Origin of the sequence: Sinosporangium siamense (assembly GCF_016863435.1) — a bacterium.
GTDB lineage: Bacteria > Actinomycetota > Actinomycetes > Streptosporangiales > Streptosporangiaceae > Sinosporangium > Sinosporangium siamense.
In genome coordinates this window covers 50,299-68,104 of record NZ_BOOW01000009.1, presented here as the reverse complement: position 1 = coordinate 68,104, position 17,806 = coordinate 50,299, and the positions used below count along the sequence as shown (strand labels likewise).

19 protein-coding genes are annotated in these 17,806 nt (G+C 68.8%); 5 read left to right on the top strand and 14 right to left on the bottom strand.

Annotation, left to right across the window (positions count from 1 at the left end; genetic code table 11):
- A complete protein-coding gene (locus tag Ssi02_RS07655) occupies nt 1-2,526 on the top strand; it encodes an ABC transporter permease (protein ID WP_204022654.1) in 2,526 nt (841 codons plus the stop codon).
- A 103-nt stretch (nt 2,527-2,629) separates the two neighbouring features.
- On the opposite strand, the gene Ssi02_RS07650 is transcribed toward Ssi02_RS07655, so the two are convergent.
- The 8 genes from Ssi02_RS07650 to Ssi02_RS07615 all read right to left on the bottom strand — a co-directional run bounded on the left by Ssi02_RS07650 (nt 2,630) and on the right by Ssi02_RS07615 (nt 9,814).
- A complete protein-coding gene (locus Ssi02_RS07650; protein WP_204022652.1) occupies nt 2,630-2,899 on the bottom strand; it encodes an SUKH-4 family immunity protein in 270 nt (89 codons plus the stop codon).
- Nucleotides 2,896-3,696 (bottom strand): toxin glutamine deamidase domain-containing protein, encoded by an 801-nt coding sequence (locus tag Ssi02_RS07645; protein ID WP_204022650.1) that lies wholly within the window; start codon nt 3,694-3,696, stop codon nt 2,896-2,898. Before Ssi02_RS07645 ends, Ssi02_RS07650 begins: the two co-directional genes overlap by 4 nt.
- An 89-nt stretch (nt 3,697-3,785) precedes the next feature.
- Entirely contained in the window at nt 3,786-5,492 is a 1,707-nt protein-coding gene (locus Ssi02_RS07640; RefSeq protein WP_307825597.1) for a molybdopterin-dependent oxidoreductase, read from the bottom strand.
- Nucleotides 5,493-5,809: 317 nt separating this feature from the next.
- On the bottom strand, nt 5,810-6,430 hold the full coding sequence (gene rdgB / locus Ssi02_RS07635) for an RdgB/HAM1 family non-canonical purine NTP pyrophosphatase (protein WP_204022648.1): 621 nt from the start codon (nt 6,428-6,430) through the stop codon (nt 5,810-5,812).
- Complete coding sequence (gene rph, locus Ssi02_RS07630; protein WP_204022646.1) at nt 6,427-7,143, bottom strand: ribonuclease PH; 717 nt, start codon at nt 7,141-7,143, stop codon at nt 6,427-6,429. The genes rdgB and rph overlap by 4 nt, the downstream gene beginning before the upstream one ends.
- A gap of 47 nt (nt 7,144-7,190) precedes the next feature.
- Nucleotides 7,191-7,955 carry an MBL fold metallo-hydrolase gene (locus Ssi02_RS07625; protein ID WP_204022644.1) on the bottom strand — a complete coding sequence of 255 codons (765 nt, stop codon included), beginning with the start codon at nt 7,953-7,955 and terminating at the stop codon, nt 7,191-7,193.
- A 57-nt stretch (nt 7,956-8,012) separates the two neighbouring features.
- Nucleotides 8,013-8,897: a glutamate racemase gene (murI, locus tag Ssi02_RS07620; protein ID WP_204022642.1), complete on the bottom strand. Its 885-nt coding sequence runs from the start codon at nt 8,895-8,897 to the stop codon at nt 8,013-8,015.
- A 125-nt stretch (nt 8,898-9,022) separates the two neighbouring features.
- The gene (locus tag Ssi02_RS07615; RefSeq protein WP_204022640.1) at nt 9,023-9,814 is read right to left on the bottom strand and encodes a thioesterase family protein; all 792 of its coding nucleotides are present in this window, start codon (nt 9,812-9,814) and stop codon (nt 9,023-9,025) included.
- Between the two features lie 188 nt (nt 9,815-10,002).
- Here Ssi02_RS07615 and Ssi02_RS07610 point away from each other — a divergent pair, with 188 nt between their 5' ends.
- On the top strand, nt 10,003-10,338 hold the full coding sequence (locus tag Ssi02_RS07610) for a hypothetical protein (RefSeq protein ID WP_204022639.1): 336 nt from the start codon (nt 10,003-10,005) through the stop codon (nt 10,336-10,338).
- A gap of 104 nt (nt 10,339-10,442) precedes the next feature.
- Nucleotides 10,443-12,359: a DUF3352 domain-containing protein gene (locus Ssi02_RS07605; RefSeq protein ID WP_204022638.1), complete on the top strand. Its 1,917-nt coding sequence runs from the start codon at nt 10,443-10,445 to the stop codon at nt 12,357-12,359.
- Nucleotides 12,360-12,678: 319 nt separating this feature from the next.
- Here Ssi02_RS07605 and Ssi02_RS07600 read toward each other — a convergent pair whose 3' ends face one another.
- From Ssi02_RS07600 to clpS, 5 genes are all read right to left on the bottom strand, one after another.
- Nucleotides 12,679-13,626 carry a PLP-dependent cysteine synthase family protein gene (locus Ssi02_RS07600; RefSeq protein WP_204022637.1) on the bottom strand — a complete coding sequence of 316 codons (948 nt, stop codon included), beginning with the start codon at nt 13,624-13,626 and terminating at the stop codon, nt 12,679-12,681.
- Between the two features lie 2 nt (nt 13,627-13,628).
- Nucleotides 13,629-13,907, bottom strand: a complete 279-nt coding sequence (locus Ssi02_RS07595) for a MoaD/ThiS family protein (protein WP_204022636.1) — start codon at nt 13,905-13,907, stop codon at nt 13,629-13,631.
- 285 nt (nt 13,908-14,192) lie between these two features.
- On the bottom strand, nt 14,193-14,600 hold the full coding sequence (locus tag Ssi02_RS07590) for a M67 family metallopeptidase (protein WP_204022635.1): 408 nt from the start codon (nt 14,598-14,600) through the stop codon (nt 14,193-14,195).
- 9 nt (nt 14,601-14,609) lie between these two features.
- On the bottom strand, nt 14,610-15,134 hold the full coding sequence (locus Ssi02_RS07585; protein WP_204022633.1) for a DUF2017 domain-containing protein: 525 nt from the start codon (nt 15,132-15,134) through the stop codon (nt 14,610-14,612).
- Entirely contained in the window at nt 15,131-15,421 is a 291-nt protein-coding gene (gene clpS, locus Ssi02_RS07580) for an ATP-dependent Clp protease adapter ClpS (protein ID WP_204022631.1), read from the bottom strand. Before clpS ends, Ssi02_RS07585 begins: the two co-directional genes overlap by 4 nt.
- A 51-nt stretch (nt 15,422-15,472) precedes the next feature.
- Between clpS and Ssi02_RS07575 the strand changes: the two genes are divergently transcribed.
- Entirely contained in the window at nt 15,473-16,750 is a 1,278-nt protein-coding gene (locus Ssi02_RS07575) for a nicotinate phosphoribosyltransferase (protein WP_239128674.1), read from the top strand.
- 50 nt (nt 16,751-16,800) lie between these two features.
- Complete coding sequence (locus Ssi02_RS07570; RefSeq protein ID WP_204022626.1) at nt 16,801-17,388, top strand: isochorismatase family protein; 588 nt, start codon at nt 16,801-16,803, stop codon at nt 17,386-17,388.
- Nucleotides 17,389-17,409: 21 nt separating this feature from the next.
- Here the strand turns inward: Ssi02_RS07570 and Ssi02_RS07565 are convergent, their stop codons facing one another.
- Nucleotides 17,410-17,793, bottom strand: coding sequence for a hypothetical protein (locus tag Ssi02_RS07565; protein ID WP_204022623.1), 384 nt, complete (start codon nt 17,791-17,793; stop codon nt 17,410-17,412).
- Between the last annotated feature and the right edge of the window lie 13 nt (nt 17,794-17,806).

The window sequence follows — 17,806 nt, the reverse complement described above, 5'->3', positions numbered from 1 at the left end:
GTGCTGAAGACCACTCTGGCCGGGCTCAGGGCGCACAAGCTCCGGCTCATCCTCACCTCGCTCGCGATCACCCTCGGCGTGGGCTTTATCTCGGGCACGTTTGTACTCACCGACACCATTCAGGCGGGATTCACCCAGTCCTTCACCGCTGCGGCCGACAAGGTGGACGTCGCGGTCATCCCCGCCAAAGACGAAAAGCGCTCGCAGGAGGGCCCGCTCACGGTCCCCATGGAGCTGCTCGACCGGGTGAAGGGGGTCGAGGGCGTCGCAGCCGCGGTGGGCGTCGGCCGGGAGCGCACCGCGCTGATCGGCAAGGACGGCAAGGTCGTGGGATCGATGGTCACGACCTGGGGCGTGCCCGTCGTCGAGGGCGAGCTCAACCGCACCGAGATCGTCACGGGACGCGCCCCGAAGGCCGGGAACGAGGCCGTGCTCGACGAGAGCACGGCCAAGACCCGCGGCTTCACGGTCGGTGAGACGATCACCGTGCTGGACGTCCGGCAGCAGAAGCACAGGTTCACCCTGGTCGGACTGTTCAAACTGGGCGTCGACCAGGAGCTGTCACACGGCGGCGCGGTCGGCTACACCTCCGAGACCTTCCAGCGCATGGCGCAGCCGACCGGCTTCCGCGAGATCGACGTGCTCGCGAAGGACGGGGTGTCCGCCGAGACCCTCCGGGCCGCCGTCGCCGCCGCGGTGGGCGCGAAGGGCGAGGCCATCACCGGCCAGACGCTCATGGAGAAGATGGCCGACGGCAACGGCGTCGAGATCGACTTCATCACCTACGGGCTGCTGTTGTTCGGCGCGGTGGCGATGCTGGTGGCCGGACTCGTCATCTACAACACGTTCAACATCCTCGTCGCCCAGCGCACCCGGGAGATGGCGCTGCTCCGCTGCATCGGCTCGACCCGCTCCCAGGTGTTCCGGTCGATCCTGCTGGAGTCGGCCGTGGTCGGTCTGCTCGCCTCCGTCGCGGGACTGCTCCTTGGCCTCGGGCTGGGCGCAGCCGCCATCCAAGTGATCAACGCCACCGGCAGCCCCATGCCGGCCGGTACGGTGACCCTCACGGTGACCTCGACCGCCGCCGGTCTGCTGACCGGCCTCGTGGTCACGGTCGTCGCCGCGCTCCTCCCGGCGCGCGCCGCCACCGGGGTGGCGCCCATCGCGGCGCTGCGCACCCAGGTGGAGGAGAACGCGTTCAGGTCCGGTGTGCTGCGGTGGGTCTTCACCGGGCTCTTCCTGATCCTCGGCGTGGGGGTCACGGTGGCCGGCATCACCATGCCGCCGGGCGCAGGCGGGCTCTTCACGGTCGCGGGCGGCGGGGTGCTCGTCTTCTTCGCCGTGCTGATCATCGGACCGGTGCTGGTGAAGCCGCTGAGCAGGCTCACCGGGTTCCTCCCCGCCTACTTGTTCGGCGTGCCGGGCCGCCTGGCCGTGGACAACTCGACCCGCAACCCTAAACGTTCGGCCACCACCACGATCGCCCTCACGATCGGCGTGACGCTGATGACGCTCATCTCCGTGGTCAGCGCCTCCGTGCAGGCCTCCAGCGACGCCCGGCTCGACCGGCAGTATCCGGTCGACTACGTCCTCATGGCCATCGGTGACCGCGAAGCGACCATCCCGAGGTCGGTGGCCGAGACACTGCGCACAAAGCCGGAGTTCGGCACGGTCGTGGCCTTCCGCGAGCACACGCGGCCGGTCACCACCGACAACAACTCCTTCGTGTCGGTCGGCACCATCGTCGGCCCCATCAAGACGATCGCCCAGGAAGGGTGGACCGGAGACCCCGGCCCGGACCAGGCGATACTCTCGCTCGGGACGGCGGGGAAACTGGGCGTCAAGGCCGGCGACACGATGGAGATCAAGACGAGGTCGGGCCGCATGGAGAAGGTCACGGTCTCCGGCACCTACGACCGGGAGAAGATGCCGGGCTCCGACGTCCTGCTGCAGGAGAGCACCTTCCACCGTTACTACGGGGCCACGGAGGACATCCGGGTCGTGGTCAAGATGACGGACGGTGCCGCTCCCGAGGCCGCACGTAAGGTGGTCGAGAGCGTGATCGCCGACCTGCCGACCGTCCAGGTGTCCAGCACGACCGAGATCCGCGGGGAGTTCAACGACTCGATCAACAATGTGCTGATGGTAATGGCGGGCCTGCTCGGCCTCGCGGTCCTCATCTCGCTGCTCGGCATCGCCAACACCCTGTCGCTCTCGGTGCACGAGCGCACCCGCGAGTCGGCGCTGCTGCGGGCGCTCGGCCTGACCCGGCCGCAGCTCAGGGTGATGCTCTCGCTGGAGGCGTTCGTGCTCGGCCTGATCGGGGCGCTCATCGGGGTGGTGCTCGGGCTCGTCTTCGGCTGGGCAGCGGTGCAGACGATGCAGGACAAGCCGATCTTCCAGGCCGCGCCGCTGCACATCGCCGCGTTCATCGTCCTGTCGGGACTGGCGGGTGTGCTGGCGTCGCTGCTCCCTGCCCGCCGCGCGGCACGCGCGTCCATCGTGAACTCGCTGGCGAGCGGCTGACCTGGCGTGCGGGACCGCGGCCCTGTGAGGACGACGGTCCCGCGCCCGGCGCGGGCCCTGCGAGGACGGCGGTCCCACGCCCGGCGCCGCCTGCCGTAAAGGGCTACCGGGGAAGGCGTCCCGGCCACTGCTCGGCCACGGTGCCGGGGTCGAGCAGTGGCCGGATCACGACCTCGCCGGTGGCTCTGTCGATCACCACGCAGCCGCCGCCGACGGTATCGGGAAGCACACTGGGGTCGTCGGGTTCGGGGTCCCGCGCCCAGACGACATATCCCTCTTTAAAGCTATAAATGCCCAGATCAAGGGCGTCGTCGGGTGACCGTACCCCGTTGAAATACTCCTCGGCCAGCGCCCGCGCCTGATCGAGGTTCACCGGAACCGCCCCCCGCGGTCGAGCAGCACGCAGAACACCCCGGTCACCGACTCATACGGCGGCTCGACCGCCATGTGGCCGCGCTGACCGTCGATCCACACGACCTCACCCTGCGTGTTGACGGCGTTCCAGGCGTGGCTGCCGCCGCTCGGCCATCGGGTGACCAGCAACACCGCCGCGCCGTGCCCCGCGTCCGTGAGGCGCCGGGCGATCGACGCGTAGGCGCGCCGGCCGTGGCCCGCATATTCGAACCGGTGGCCCGTCCACCGCTCGGCCCGCACCACACCACCCGCCTCGCCGGTCAGCAGTGGCCTGCCCACCCGGTCGTATTCCGGCAACCGGGGCGCCGCCACCTCCGGCTCCCCGTGCCAGGTGGAAAGGACGGAAAGTGCGCAGTCCACCGCGTTTGTGGCGCGAAACGGATCGTCGACCGCGCCCTCCCCGTTGATCAACCGGATCCACGTGCCCCGGGGGTCGGGAAACCGCCTGGCCCTGCCCCTCTCGTCCACCGGCACCGCCTTCACGAGGTCTCGCTCAGTATGCGGATCGGGCCGGGTCAAACCGCCCGGCACGCCGTAAGGGCGGCAGGTCGGCAACCTGGGTGGCCGGTCACGGCGGTCGAACCAGTCGGACGAGCCGTCATCCACCACCCCGCCCACCTGCGGCGACGGCTCGGCGTCGGCCACGAGCTCGAAATCACGCCACCTGCGGCCGTCTGAGGTGACGACCGGATTGTAGAACCCCGTGGGAAGGCTCCAGCGGACACCGTCCGCACGGTGGTTTCGGTCGTGGTACACACGCACACCCCCTGAGCCGTTACCTGATGGCCGATAGTAGGGCGAGTAAGGCTCCGCCGTCGGAAAGTCCTTCAGATAGGCCGGGAAGATCAGCCGGACACACTCACCACGCGCGAATGCCACCCCGTCGCGCCGTCCGGAACGGGGGGAGCCTGGGTGGAGGTCTGGGTGTGGCCCGTGCCGTCGGTCGCCCGCACCTCGATCGTGTGGCTGCCGGGTGTGGCGTCCCATTCGAAGACCCACTGCCGCCAGGTGTCCGCAGTGGGGGCCTGCGCCAGCCGCGCCACGTGCCACGGCCCGCCGTCCACCCTCACCTCCACCGCGTCGATCCCCCGATGCTGCGCCCACGCCACGCCGGCGACAGCCGTACGGCCCGGTTTGACCTTGGCTCCCTCGGCGGGCACGTCGATGCGGGACTGGGTCTTGACCGGCGCACGCTCCGCCCAGCCGCGCGGGGTCCAATAGGCCTGGTCCACGGTGAACTTGGTGACCTTGATGTCGACGATCCACTTGGTGGCCGAGACATAGCCGTAGAGTCCCGGCACGACCTGCCTGACGGGGAACCCGTGCGCCTGCGGCAGCGGCACGCCGTTCATCCCCACCGCGAGCAGGGAGTCGCGGCCGTCCATGACGACGTCGATCGGCGTGCCGCAGGTCCAGCCGTCGGCCGACGTCGAGAGCAGCATGTCGGCGCCGCGCCGCACCCGCGCCTCCCGCAGCAGATCGCTCAGGCGTGCGCCGAGCCAGCGGGCGTTGCCGACGAGGGGACCGCCGACCTCGTTGGAGACGCACGCCAGCGTGATGTCGGCCTCGAGCAGTGGACGGCGGAGCAGGTCGCCGAAGGTGAGGATGATCGGCCGCTCCACCAGCCCGTGCACACGCAACGACCACACCCGCGGGTCCACCTGGGGGACGATGAGCGCGGTGTCCACTCTGTAGAAGTCATCGTTGGGTGTGACAAAGGGCGACAGCCCGTTGAGGCGGAGATCCACTCCCGCCGGGAGGGGCGGCGCCGGAAGGGCCGGCCTCGGCAGCCGCAGGCTCTCCCGCGCCCCCGACACCGCCATACGGTCGGTCAGGACCCGGCCCGCCACCCCGGCGGCACCTGCCACCACAAGCCCGCCCGCGGCGCCCTGAAGCAATCTGCGCCGGTCGAACCCCGCACTCCTGCCCGGCCGTATCACCGCCGGCCGCTCCGGCTCGCGGGGCGGCGTCTCGTACGGCAGAGCCCGGCCGGCCTCGCCGGCCTCCCCCGCGTCATGCCCCGCCGCCTCGCCACCCGCCGCGGCCCCGCCTGCGGCCTCACGGCCCGCCGCTTCACGACGCGCCGCTTCATCACCCGCTGCGGGCGCTCCCATGGCCCGCCGCACCAGCCACGACAACGTCCACGCCCCCACCGCGGTGCCGACGGCGGTCGGCAGGATGCCGGCGGCCGTGGCCCCCGGACGGGAGAGCACGGCCCACGCCCCCACCACACCGAGGAGCACCACGCCGGCCACGGCATATGCGATCCGCCGGCGGGCCGCGAGCCCGAGGCCGGCGGCGAACCCGGCGAGCACGACCGAGACACACGTCAGCAACACGACTTTGTCGTATTCCCCGAACTGCGCGATCGCCCAGTTCTTAAGCCACGCCGGGGAGAGATCCACGATGGCGTCGCCCACCGCCAGGACGGGAAACGCCCGCGCGTCCACAAGCCCCGCGACCAGGAACGCCACCGCGAAAGCGACGGCCCCGCCCACCAGCCCGCTCATCACGGCGGCCCACGCGGGGAGCCGCACCGCTCGCTCGGTCACGTCTCCGAGGTTATGCCGTACCGGAGCCGAGCAGACAGTCCGAAGCTCACAACACGCGTGAAGCCCGGCCTTTGCTTAACGGTCCGGTCGGCGCCACCGATGCGGGCGCCTCGGACGCCGGTCCGGGTGTGCGGGGCCTGGCGTCCTCGCCGACGGCGGCATCCGCTCAAACACCCATCGCCCAACCCCCGAGGGCGCCGGGCGGTGGCGTGTTTCAGGTTCGGGCCATGTCGTGGGACGACGCTGGTCAGCACCGTGCGCCATCCCTCGCGCGAGGTGCGTGACCTCGCGCTCAAGTCGTCCATGGAGCGCGCGGCTCACATCGCGCGCAAAAGCTCCGCGACGATCGAGGCCAGGGGGCGGAAGGCGCGGCTGCGGTGGCTGATCGCGTTTTTCTCCTCCGCGCCGTATTCGGCCAGGGTGCGCGGGCCGCCCTCGGGCACGAAGATCGGGTCGTAGCCGAAGCCGCCCGTGCCCCTCGGCTCGCGGATGATCGCGCCGCTCATGGTGCCCTCGACGACGCGCTCGGTGCCCGAGGGCAGGGCCAGGGCGGCGGCGCAGGCGAAGTGGGCCCCGCGGCGGCCGTCGGGCACGTCGGAGATCTGGGCGAGCAGGAGGTCGAGGTTGGCCTTGTCGTCGCCGTGGCCGCCCGCCCAGCGGGCGGAGAACACGCCCGGCATGCCGGACAGGGCGTCGACGCAGAGGCCGGAGTCGTCGGCGACGGCGGGCAGGCCGGTGGCGGAGGCCACCGCGTGTGCCTTGATCAGGGCGTTTTCGGCGAAGGTGAGGCCGGTCTCGGGAATGTCGCCGATGGCGGGGAACTCGTCCAGGCTGAGCAGTTCGACGTCCAGGCCGATGTCGGCGAGGATGCCGCGGAGCTCGCGGATCTTGCCGGGGTTTCTGGTGGCGAGGACCAGCCGGAGGGCGGAGGCGCTCATGCCAGGGCCTCGCTCTGGATGCGGGTCAGCTCGGCGCAGCCCGAGGAGGCGAGGTCGAGGAGCGAGTCGAGCAGGGCCCGGTCGAACGGCTTGCCCTCAGCGGTGCCCTGCACCTCGACGAAGTCGCCCTTGCCGGTCATCACGACATTCATGTCGGTGTCGGCGGCGACGTCCTCGGTGTAGCAGAGGTCGAGCATCGGGGCGCCGTTCACGACGCCGACGGAGACCGCCGCCACGGAGCCGACCAGCGGGTCGCCCGGGCACATCTTGCGTGAGCGCATCCAGCGGACCGCGTCGACGAGGGCGACGTAGGCCCCGGTGATCGCGGCGGTGCGGGTGCCGCCGTCGGCCTGCAGCACGTCGCAGTCGAGCAGGATCGAATTCTCACCGAGGGCCTTGTAGTCGACGCAGGCGCGCAGGGAGCGGCCGATCAACCGCGAGATCTCGTGGGTGCGCCCGCCGATCCGGCCGCGCACCGACTCACGGTCGCCCCGGGTGTTGGTGGCCCGGGGCAACATTGCGTATTCAGCCGTGACCCACCCCAGCCCGCTGCCCTTGCGCCAGCGGGGCACGCCGTCCTGCACCGTCGCGGCGCAGAGCACCTTGGTGCCGCCGAACTCGACGAGGACCGATCCCTCCGCGTGGGCGAGCCAGCCCCGGGTGATGGTGACGGGGCGAAGTCCGTCGTGAGTGCGTCCGTCTGAGCGAGCCATAGCGCACACCCTAAGGGGTGCAGATGCGATGTGCCGCCGCGGGGAGGTCAGGCAGGGGCGGCTCCCAGATCGTAGGCCGCCCCTGTGCGCGCCAGCGTGACGGGGCCGTCGAACCCGACACGTATCGCGTCTTCATAGATGCGGCTGGAGTCGAACCACGGCACGAGGTGGGTCAGCACCAGGCTGCCCGCCCCCGCCCTGACCGCCGCCTCGGCGGCCTGCCGGCCCGACAGATGGATGTCGGGCGGGAGGTTCGGCTGATCCTGGAAGGACGCCTCGCACAGGAACAGGTCGGTGTCCTTGGCCAGCCGGATCAGCTCGGGGGTCTCCCCCGTGTCCCCGGAATAGGTCATGGAACGGCCGCCGTGCGCGACGCGGAAGCCGTAGGCCTCCACAGGGTGGTTCATCAGCGCCGAGGTCACCTCGAACGGACCGATGTCCACCGTTCCCGGCGAGAGAGCGATGAAGTTGAAGGCGGTCTCAAGACCCGGCTCGTCGGGCATGCCATAGGCCGCCGCCAGCCGTCCGGGAGCGTCGGCGGGCGCGTAGACGGGCACACGCGGAAACGGACCCTGGGGGGAATAGGTGCGCACCACGTGATAGGCGCAGAGATCAAGACAATGGTCGCCGTGCAGGTGTGACAGGCAGATGGCGTCCACGTCGTAGAGACCGATGTGCCGCTGGAGCGTTCCGAGAGAGCCGTTGCCGAAGTCCAGCAGCATTCGGAAACCCTCGGCCTCCACAACATAACAAGATGCGGGACTGTCAGGACCTGGGAAACTCCCCGAGCACCCGATGATCGTTAACTTCATCGCGACCTCCCTTTTCGGTGCCGTTCAGGTGAGCCTTTTCGGGCCGCCGAGCCCTGGTTACGAGGTCGAGTCCGACAGGGTCGGCCGCGTGCCCAGGACGGCCGCACCTTGAGGTGCCGGATAACCCGAAAGAGACTCACTGGAAACATCCCCCACGGCGGCTAGCTCGACCGCCTCGATCTCCGGGCCCAGGAACCTCCGGCCCAGCCGCGCGAAGAGCGAGGCGTCGCCGGTGGTGCGGAAGCGATGGCGTGGGGAGCTGCCGACGCTTGCCAGGCCTTGGTCGTGCAGGACGCGATAGACGTCCTTGGCCGTCTCTTCAGCGCTCGAGACCAGCGTCACCCCGTCGCCGACGACATACGAGATGGGGCCGACGAGCAGCGGGTAGTGGGTGCACCCCAGGATCAACGTGTCGCATCCCGCCTCGATCACGGGACGCAGATAGTCGCGGATCACCTCCAGCAGGTCGGCGCTCATGGTCTCGCCCCGCTCGACGAACTCCACCAGCCGCGGAGCGGCCACTCCCACCAGCTTGACATCCGGGGCGGCGGCGAAGGCGTCGTGGTAGGCCATGGACTCGATCGTGGCCCGCGTCGCGATCACCCCGACCCTGCCGTTGCGCGTCGCGCGGACGGCACGGCGGGTCGCGGGCAGGATCACCTCGACGACGGGCACGTCGTAGCGCTCTCTCGCGTCGCGCAACACCGCCGCGCTGGCGCTGTTGCACGCGATCACAAGCATCTTCACATCGTGCTCGACGAGGTGGTCCATGACCTCAAGAGCGTGTGAACGGACCTCGGCTATGCGCTTCGGACCGTACGGCTGCCGCGCCGAGTCAGCCACGTAGAGGATGGACTCATGGGGGAGCTGGTCGATGATCGCTCGCGCGACCGTCAGCCCGCCTACCCCGCTGTCGAAGATTCCGATGTTAGCTTCCGGCACGATAAAGAAGGGTAAGCTACCTGGGACGATTGCTCACGGTAAGAATGCTCACATCGTTACCAGGCTGGGCTTTCCGGGAGCGTCGCACCACTTCCCCCTCTCCGGGCCTCTATCCCGGAAGAAGCTCATCCTCGCCCGAGACGGGCTATCTGCCGCGACTGGGCGACGATGCGGCCGGCCGAGTCGCGCACCTCGACCTCTTCGTCGAACCACCCGTCGCTGATCGACTTGCCGGAGGCGAGCACGGTGAGCCAGCCGGGGGCCGGCAGGGCGCGCAGGTGCCACGTGAGCTCGACGGTGGGGGCCCACCCGCCGGCCCCGGCGGAGAAGACGACCGGTGGGAGCGCGTCCACCGCCAGCGCGAGGACGTAGGGGTCGGGGTCCTGGGGTTCGGACATCCGGAAATAGGCGCGGCCCTCCGGGCGGCCGGACGGCCTGCCGTCCAGCCAGCCGATGGAGGACGGGTCGAAGGCGAGGTCCATCTGGGCGGAGAGCGTCATGCCGGACTCGCGTCCGGGGCGCGGCAGGCTCGCACACTCCTCGATCGGGGGCATGGGGTAGGCGGGGGTCTCGTAGTCGGGGACGGCGGTGGCGTCCAGGGTGCCGGTGGTGACGAGGGCCGCCAAATATGGCGTGTCACCCTGCATCAGGGTGGCTTGCGTGAACGTCGCGGTACGGCCGGTCTTGATCTTATTGATGATCACCTGGGCGGGGCCGGGGGCGGGAATTCGCAGGAACTGTGCCGAAGTCGAGATTGGATGATCATGGGGCGAATCATCGGTTACAGCGCGTAGAACAGTAGCCATCAGATAGCCACCATTTAGTGCATTAAATACCGCATACGCCGGGTCCAGGCACACGTCATATGTGTTCTCATCAACACGGATCGCACCGGTGGCCTCGTCAAATTTTGTCATTCGTGCCCCTTCGCACCCACCGCAGAAGCAGGTACAGCTCTACCGGTCAGGACCAACCGGTAACCGAACCTCATTCTACGGCTTTGCCGTACTTATGCACTGCGTGGCCAAACACGGAGGCTTCTGACCTGCATAAACGCTGTCCGGCTTGAAACGCTGATAACCGTTTTCACGTCGGGGAGGCGGGCATGGCGGGAGTCGGCGACCTCATCGGGCAGTCGGTGTGGGACTCCACCGGGGTCTGGGTGGGGCAGATCGTGGACGTCCGGGTGGTGAAAGACCGCGCGGCGACGTTTGGCATGCAGGAGCAGTTTGAGGTGCTCGGCTTCTTCGTGTCCGCCTACCGCGCGCCGATCCTGCTCGGGGTGACCAGGGATCCGGGGGGCCGGATGAGTTGGTTCACACAATTGCTCGTGAGGGTGCTCTATGCGGGCAGCAACTACGTGCCGATGGAGGACGTCGCCTCATCCGGCGGGGGCGAAGTGATGCTCAGCCGTCCGCGCCGCGCGCTCCAGCGAGTGTGAGCATGCTTTAGACGCGAGAACCTCGCAACAAGTTCGATGCAAGTCACCTGCAGGAAATATGGGCTATTTTTTTCTAGTTCATGGTTCCCTTGTTGTGAGTAGAGATGTCTGCCAACTTTCCCCCCGGCCCCCAACCCGGCCAGGATCCCGATCAGACCACCTCCTATAGGACGCCGCAGGGTCAGCCGGCGCCGCCATATCAGCAGGACGGCCAGCAGTACGGCGCGCCCCACGCGGCCCCGCAGCAGCAGCCCTACCAGCAGCCTCAGGGCCAGCCCTACCAGCAGCCCCAGGCACATCAGCAATATCAGCAGCCTCAAGGGCAGCAGCAGCCTTACGGGCAGCACCAGGCGCAGGCGCCGGGCCAGCCTTACGGGCAGCCGCAGCAGCAGCCGCACCAGCAGCAGCCCTATCAGCAGCCGCAGACCGCCGCCTATCAGCAGACCGCGGCGTTCTCCCAGGGAGCGCCCCACGAGCACTACCAGCACGGCCGGCAATACCAGCAGGGCGGCTGGCAGCAGGGTCCCGAGACGCTCGGCACGGCGGCGACCCACTATGACGGCACGCCGCCCGCCAAGAAGGGTGGCCGCAACTGGCTCGTGGCGATCATCGCCGCGCTCGTCGTGGTCCTCGTGGGCGGCGGAGGCGTGTACGCCTTCACGGCGCTCAGCGGCGGCGGTGCGCAGCCTCACGACGTCCTGCCCGGCCAGAACGCGATCGGCTACGCGCGCCTGGACCTCGACCCGGCGGCCAACCAGAAGCTCGCGCTGTTCGAGATCGCCAGGAAGTTCTCCGCGACCAAGGAGAGCTTCGCCGGCGACGACCTCCGCAAGTCCTTCGTCAGCGGCCTGCTGCCGGACCTCGGCGCGACCGAGAAGCTGGACTACGACCGCGACATCGCGCCCTGGCTCGGCAGCCGCATCGGCGTCGTCGCGCTGCCCCCCGCCCGCGGGTCGGACGAGCCCGACGCGGTGATCGCGATCCAGGTCACCGACCAGGAGCAGGCGCGCGTGGGTCTCGGCAAGCTGTTCGGCGGCAGCAGCAACAACGGCATCGCCTTCCGCGAGGACTACGCCCTCGTCACCGAGACGCAGGCGGCCGCCGACAAATACGCCACGGCCACCACCCTCGCCGAGAACACCGAGTTCACCGACGACATCGCGGCGCTCGGTGAGCCCGGGGTGCTGTCCATGTGGCTCAGCGCCGGCAAGCTCGCCGAGCTCTCCGGCCAGCTCCCGGCCGGCCAGGCGGCTCAGCTCGAGCAGCTCAAGAACATGCGCGTCGTCGCCGCCCTGCGCTTCGACGGCCAGTACGTCGAGCTCGCCGGCATGAGCCGCGGAGCCGAGGGCATGGACATCGGCCGGCCGGGCGCCACACCGCTCGGCAACCTGCCCGCCTCGACCGCGGCGGCGCTGTCCTTCAGCGGTGCGGGCGAAGCGCTCGGCAAGCAGTGGGACCAGGTGACGAAGGCCATGGGCGCCTCGCCGGAGAGCGCGTCGTTCCAGCAGTTCCTCAACACCGCCCAGCAGAACTTCGGCCTGACCCTCCCAGGCGACCTCGTCACGCTCCTCGGCGACAACATCACGGCTTCCCTGGACGCCGCCGGGCTCTCCCAGCAGCAGATCAACGCGGGAGTCCGCATCGGCACCGGCGAGCCGGCCAAGGTCAAGGAGGTCATCGCCAAGATCGAGCGTGTGCTCGCGAGCAGCGGCGGCCAGGTGCCGCAGCTCGCCAAGGCCGACGGCGACGGCAGCGTGGTGCTGGCGAGCACCCCGCAGTACGCCCAGCAGCTCGCCAAGGGCGGCACCCTCGGTGAGAACGAGACCTTCCAGCTCGCCGTGGCCGACGCCGGCGAGGCCACCTTCGGCGTCTTCGTCGACCTCGACAAGATCGAGGGGCTCTACCTGCAGAACATGGACGCCCAGACGCGGGCCAACCTGCAGGTCCTGCGCGCCGTGGGCGTCAGCGGCAAGCAGACGGGCAGCGACGGCTCGTTCTCCCTGCGTGTGCTGTTCAACTAGAGCACGCCGTTCTAGAGCGCAGCATGGTTGAGAACGGCGCTGTCAGAACGGCGCTCTTTAGAGCAGGCCGTACGGCTGGAGCCTCGGTGACCGATTAGATCGACGAAACGGTCGATCCTCCGCGAGGGGGATCGACCGTTTCTCGCTTGGTCCGGCTGTGGAACTTCTCCCCGGTGAGCGCCGCCACGGTTTCACCGATCGAACCGAGCCTGATGAGGACCCGTTGTCCCGCCAACCGGACTCGTCCTGTCGACGGGACGTCTTCACGGCCTCCGCCAGATGCCAGGCGCCTCCAGGGCCCCCGATCGGCCTGTCGCCTCTAGGCCCAGAGCTGGCCTTCGAGGCGCTCCTCCGCCTCGTCGAGGGTGCCCTCGTAGGCGCCGGTCGAGAGATACTTCCAGCCCCCGTCGGCCACGATGAAGGCGATGTCGGCCCGCTCGCCGGCCTTCACCGCCTTGGCGGCCAGGCCCAGGGCCGCATGGAGAGCACAACCGGTGGAGACGCCGGCGAAAATGCCCTCGGTGGCGAGCAGCTCCCGGGTGCGGCGAAGCGCGTCCGCGGAGGTCACCGAGTAACGTGTGGTGAGCACCTCGGGGTCGTAGAGCTCGGGCACAAAGCCCTCGTCAACGTTGCGCAAGCCGTACACAAGCTCGCCGTATCGGGGCTCGGCGGCGACGATCTGCACGCCGGGCACGTGTTCCCGCAGGAATCGCCCCACCCCCATGAGGGTGCCGGTGGTGCCGAGCCCGGCGACGAAGTGGGTGATCGACGGCAGGTCCTCAAGGAGCTCAGGACCGGTCGACTCATAGTGCGCGCGCCAGTTGGCCGGGTTGCCATACTGGTAAAGCATCACCCAAGACGGGTTGGCCGCGGCGAGTTCCTTGGCCACCCGCACGGCCTCGTTGGAGCCGCCCGCCGCGGGCGAGGAGATGATCTCCGCACCCCACATGCGCAGCAGCTGGCGGCGTTCCTCGGAGGTGTTCTCCGGCATGACACAGATCAGCTTGTAACCCTTGAGCTTCGCCGACATCGCGAGCGCGATGCCGGTGTTGCCCGAGGTGGGCTCCAGGATCGTGGCACCCGGTGTCAGCAGGCCGTCCTTTTCCGCCTGCTCGATCATCCAGAGGGCGGGCCGGTCCTTCACCGACCCGGTCGGGTTGCGGTCTTCCAGCTTCGCCCAGACGCGCACGTCGGCGGAGGGCGAAAGGCGGGGCAACCCGACCAGGGGAGTACGGCCCACCGAATCGATCAGCGAGTCGAACCTCATGGTTAGCGCATGCCTCCGGCGACTGCGGGGAGCACGGTCACGGTGTCGCCGTCGGCCACCGGCGTGCCGAGGCCGCCCAGGAACCGCACGTCCTCGTCGTTGAGGTAGACGTTCACGAACCGGCGCAGACCGGCCTCGTCCACGAGGCGCTCCTTGATGCCGGGGTGGCGCACCTCCAGGTCGCCGATGAGGTCGCTCAGGGTCGCGCCCTCAGCGTTGACGGCCTTGGCACCGTCGGTGTAGGTGCGAAGAATGGTCGGAATGCGAACTTCGATGGCCATCGCGGTTGAATCTCCTTGATCGAATCCGTCGTAAGGACGCCCCCCGTGCAAACACGCGGGGGCGGGGAGCTGTTCCGGGGGGCCGCCCCCAGGGAGACGGCGGTCCCGGGACCTATCGCCCCGGACAGTCGTAGACGACGACCAACGGAGTGTGCGCGAACAGATAGCTCTGCACAGGTGCGAGAGCCCGCGAGGCTGGGCACGGGCTGTCAATGGGCATAGGAATAGCTTACTCAAGGGCTCACAAACGCTCACAGCGCCCTAGGTCTCGGACTATCCCCACGACTACGGGACGATCACTACCTCTTCCTCCGTGACCACTCCCTCAAGGATGCGAAACGAACGAAACTCCACTTTGTCCTCGTCACGGGTGGAGACCAGGACATAGTGGGCGTTCGGTTCGGAGGCGTAGCTGATGTCGGTCCGGGAGGGATATGCCTCGGTCGCGGTGTGCGAGTGGTAGATGATCACCGGTTCCTCGTCCCGGTCGTCCATCTCGCGCCACACCCGAAGCTGCTCCAGGGAGTCGAAGCGGTAGAAGGTCGGCGAACGCTCGGCGTTGGCCATGGGGATGAAGCGCTCCGGGCGGTCGGACCCGAGCGGCCCCGCGATCACTCCGCACGCCTCGTCGGGATGGTCGGCCCTGGAGTGGGCAACGATTTTGTCAACCAGGTCCTGGGAGATGGTCAGCATGCCTGGAAGCTACCAAAGGGCCCGGACCAGCGTGTCCTGCAGGTAGGTCAGCCAGTCGTAGGTGACATAGGCGGGATATCGGGGGTCCTCCTGGGACATGTTCGCGATCTCCTCGTGGATCTCCTCCGTGACCCCGAGGCGCACACCGAGTGCCAGCCGAATGTCGTTGAGCGAGCGCAGCCACGCCTGGGCCTGATCGTCGTTGAGCTCAAGACGGCCGGGCTGGGCGGTGTCTAGCATGGTCTGGGCGTCGGCGCGTTTGGCGTCGCGCAGCGTCGCCTCGGTGTAACGGCGGAACTCGGTGGCCTGCTCGTCGTCCTCGTATGCCGAGGGGAAAAGCCGTGCCAGCACCGGGTCCGAGGGGGCCTCGGCCGAGCCGATGCCAAGTGCCCGCTCCAGCGGATCCTCGCCGGTGGTCCCCGGCTCGACCAGGTCGAGCACCTGGGTGACGAGGGAGCGCAGGATCGAGACCTCGGCGGCGTCGAAGGTGGCCACGACGCCACCCCGCACCCCCGTGACGAACCCCGTGCTCATGTCGAATCCCGCTGGACCGTGGCCCAAAGGCCGTAGGAGTGCAGAATCTGCACGTCGCGTTCCATCTCCTCACGTGTGCCACTGGCCACCACGGCACGGCCCTTGTGGTGGACGTCCATCATCAGTTTCTCCGCCTTGGCCCGCGGATAGCCGAACACGGTCTGGAAGACATAGGTGACATATGACATCAGGTTGACCGGGTCATTCCAGACAATGGTCAGCCACGGCAAATCGGGCCGAACATCCGCCGCCGGACGCTCGACCTCGACTGGAGCAGTGCTACCCACATCACCATCCTGCCTTACGTCAGGTCTAGTCTTCGAGTCGTGACGTTGCCCATGAGCACCGCGTTGCTCACAGATCACTATGAGCTGACGATGCTTCAAGCCGCTCTGCGCAGCGGCGCGGCGCACCGACGTGCGGTTTTTGAGGTCTTTGCACGACATCTGCCGGAAGGGCGTCGCTATGGGGTGGTTGCTGGAACCGAACGTCTGCTCGATGCCCTGGCGGACTTCCGGTTCGGGGAGGAGGAACTGGACTTCCTCTCGTCTACACGGGTAGTCGACCCACCGACCTTGGCCTTCCTCGCAGATTATCGATTCTCCGGGCACGTGCGGGGCTATAGGGAAGGCGACCTCTACTTCCCCGGCTCCCCCATCATGGTCGTCGAAGGCACCTTCGCCGAAGCCGTGCTTTTGGAGACCCTGACCCTGTCGATTCTCAACCACGACTGTGCAATCGCCTCGGCGGCGTCCCGCATGGTCCACGCGGCGGGCACCCGGCCGATCATCGAGATGGGATCACGCCGCACCCACGAGGCCGCCGGCGTGGCCGCCGCCCGGGCCGCCTACATCGCGGGATTCGACTGCACCTCCAACCTGATGGCCGGCCACAGGTATGGCGTGCCCACTGCGGGCACCAGCGCCCACGCCTTCACCCTGCTCCACGACGACGAGCCGACGGCCTTCCGGGCGCAGATCGACTCGCTCGGCCCGGACACGACACTGCTCATCGACACCTATGACGTGGCGGAAGCCGTACGCACCGGGGTGGAGCTCGCCGGCACCGGCCTCGGCGCGGTCCGCATCGACTCCGGCGATCTCGCCCTCGCGGCCCAGCAGGTGCGGGAGCAACTGGACTCCCTGGGCGCCTTCGGCACACGCATCGTGGTCACCAGCGACCTGGACGAATACACCATCGCGGCGCTGGCGGTGGCGCCCGTCGACGGCTACGGGGTCGGGACCTCGCTCGTGACCGGGTCGGGAGCGCCGACGGCGGCGCTGGTCTACAAGCTGGTGGCGCGGGAGGACTCGTCGGGACGGATCAGGCCCGTCGCCAAGCGTTCCGTCGGGAAACCCAGCAAAGGCGGGCTCAAATCCGCCTATCGCCGCCTCTCGCCCGCAGGTACGGCCACCGCGGAGATCGTCGTCACCGCAGGTCAGCCTCTCCCCGAGGGACGCCCCCTGCTCCACGAGCTGATCAAGAACGGTGAACGCGTGCACAACGAGCCTCTCAGCGCCGCCCGCGCCCGCCACCGCGCCTCCATGGCCGAGCTTCCCCCCGAGGCCCACCAGCTCAGCCGGGGGTACGCTGCGATTCCCACGGTCTTCGATTAACGTCCAGGATTTGAACCTTCCGTTAATGTCGAGACATGGAGGGCAGGTCGATGGGTGCTCCGGCGGCGACGGCGTTGGTCATCGTGGATGTGCAGAACGACTTCTGTGAAGGCGGCAGCCTCGCCGTGAACGGCGGAGCCGAGGTGGCAGCGGCCATCAGCCGGCACGTCCGAACGTCGCGGTACGACCACGTCGTGGCGACCCGCGACCACCACATCGACCCCGGGGGCCACTTCTCCACCGAACCGGACTATGTGGACTCGTGGCCCGTCCACTGCGTCGCCGGCTCTTCCGGGGCCGGCTTCCACCCCGCGCTGGACACGACAAGCGTGGAGGCGGTGTTCGACAAGGGCGCGTATGCCGCGGCCTACAGCGGGTTCGAGGGGGCCACCGAGGACGGCCTGTCCCTCGTCGAGTGGCTCCGCGCCCGGCAGGTGGCCAAGGTCGACGTCGTCGGCATCGCCACCGACCACTGCGTGCGCGCCACCGCCGAGGACGCCGCCAAGCACGGCTTCGCCGTACAGGTCCTGCTCGGCCTCACCGCCGGCGTCGCCCCGTCCACCGTGGCCGCGGCCCTGGTCTCGATGGGCGCAGCCGGGGTGATCCTCGCCGGCACCCCGGTCGTGCGCACCTCCTGACGCCTTCGCCGCGCCTCGCGATCAGTTGGGGCTGACCCCGAAGTGGGCCAGCAGCTGGTCGAGCTTGCCGTCGACCTTGACGAGCCGCTGGTCGATCTCCTCGAACCGCGCGTCGATCGCCTCAAACCGTGCGTCGATCGCCTCAAGCCGTGCGTCGATCGCGCCGAACCGTGCGTCGACCGCCTCAAACCGTGCGTCGATCGCGCCGAACCGTGCGTCGACCGCCTCAAACCGTGCGTTGATCGCGCCGAGCCGTGCGTCGACCGCCTTGAACTGCGCGTTAACCTCCTTGAACTGCGCCCTGACCTCGTCTCTGAAGGACTCGAGCTCGGTAAGCACCGTCGAGATCATAGGTTCCACATACCCGAGAACCTCGGTGCGCACCCACTCCACCGGAGCCGTCACAGCAACCTCCTAC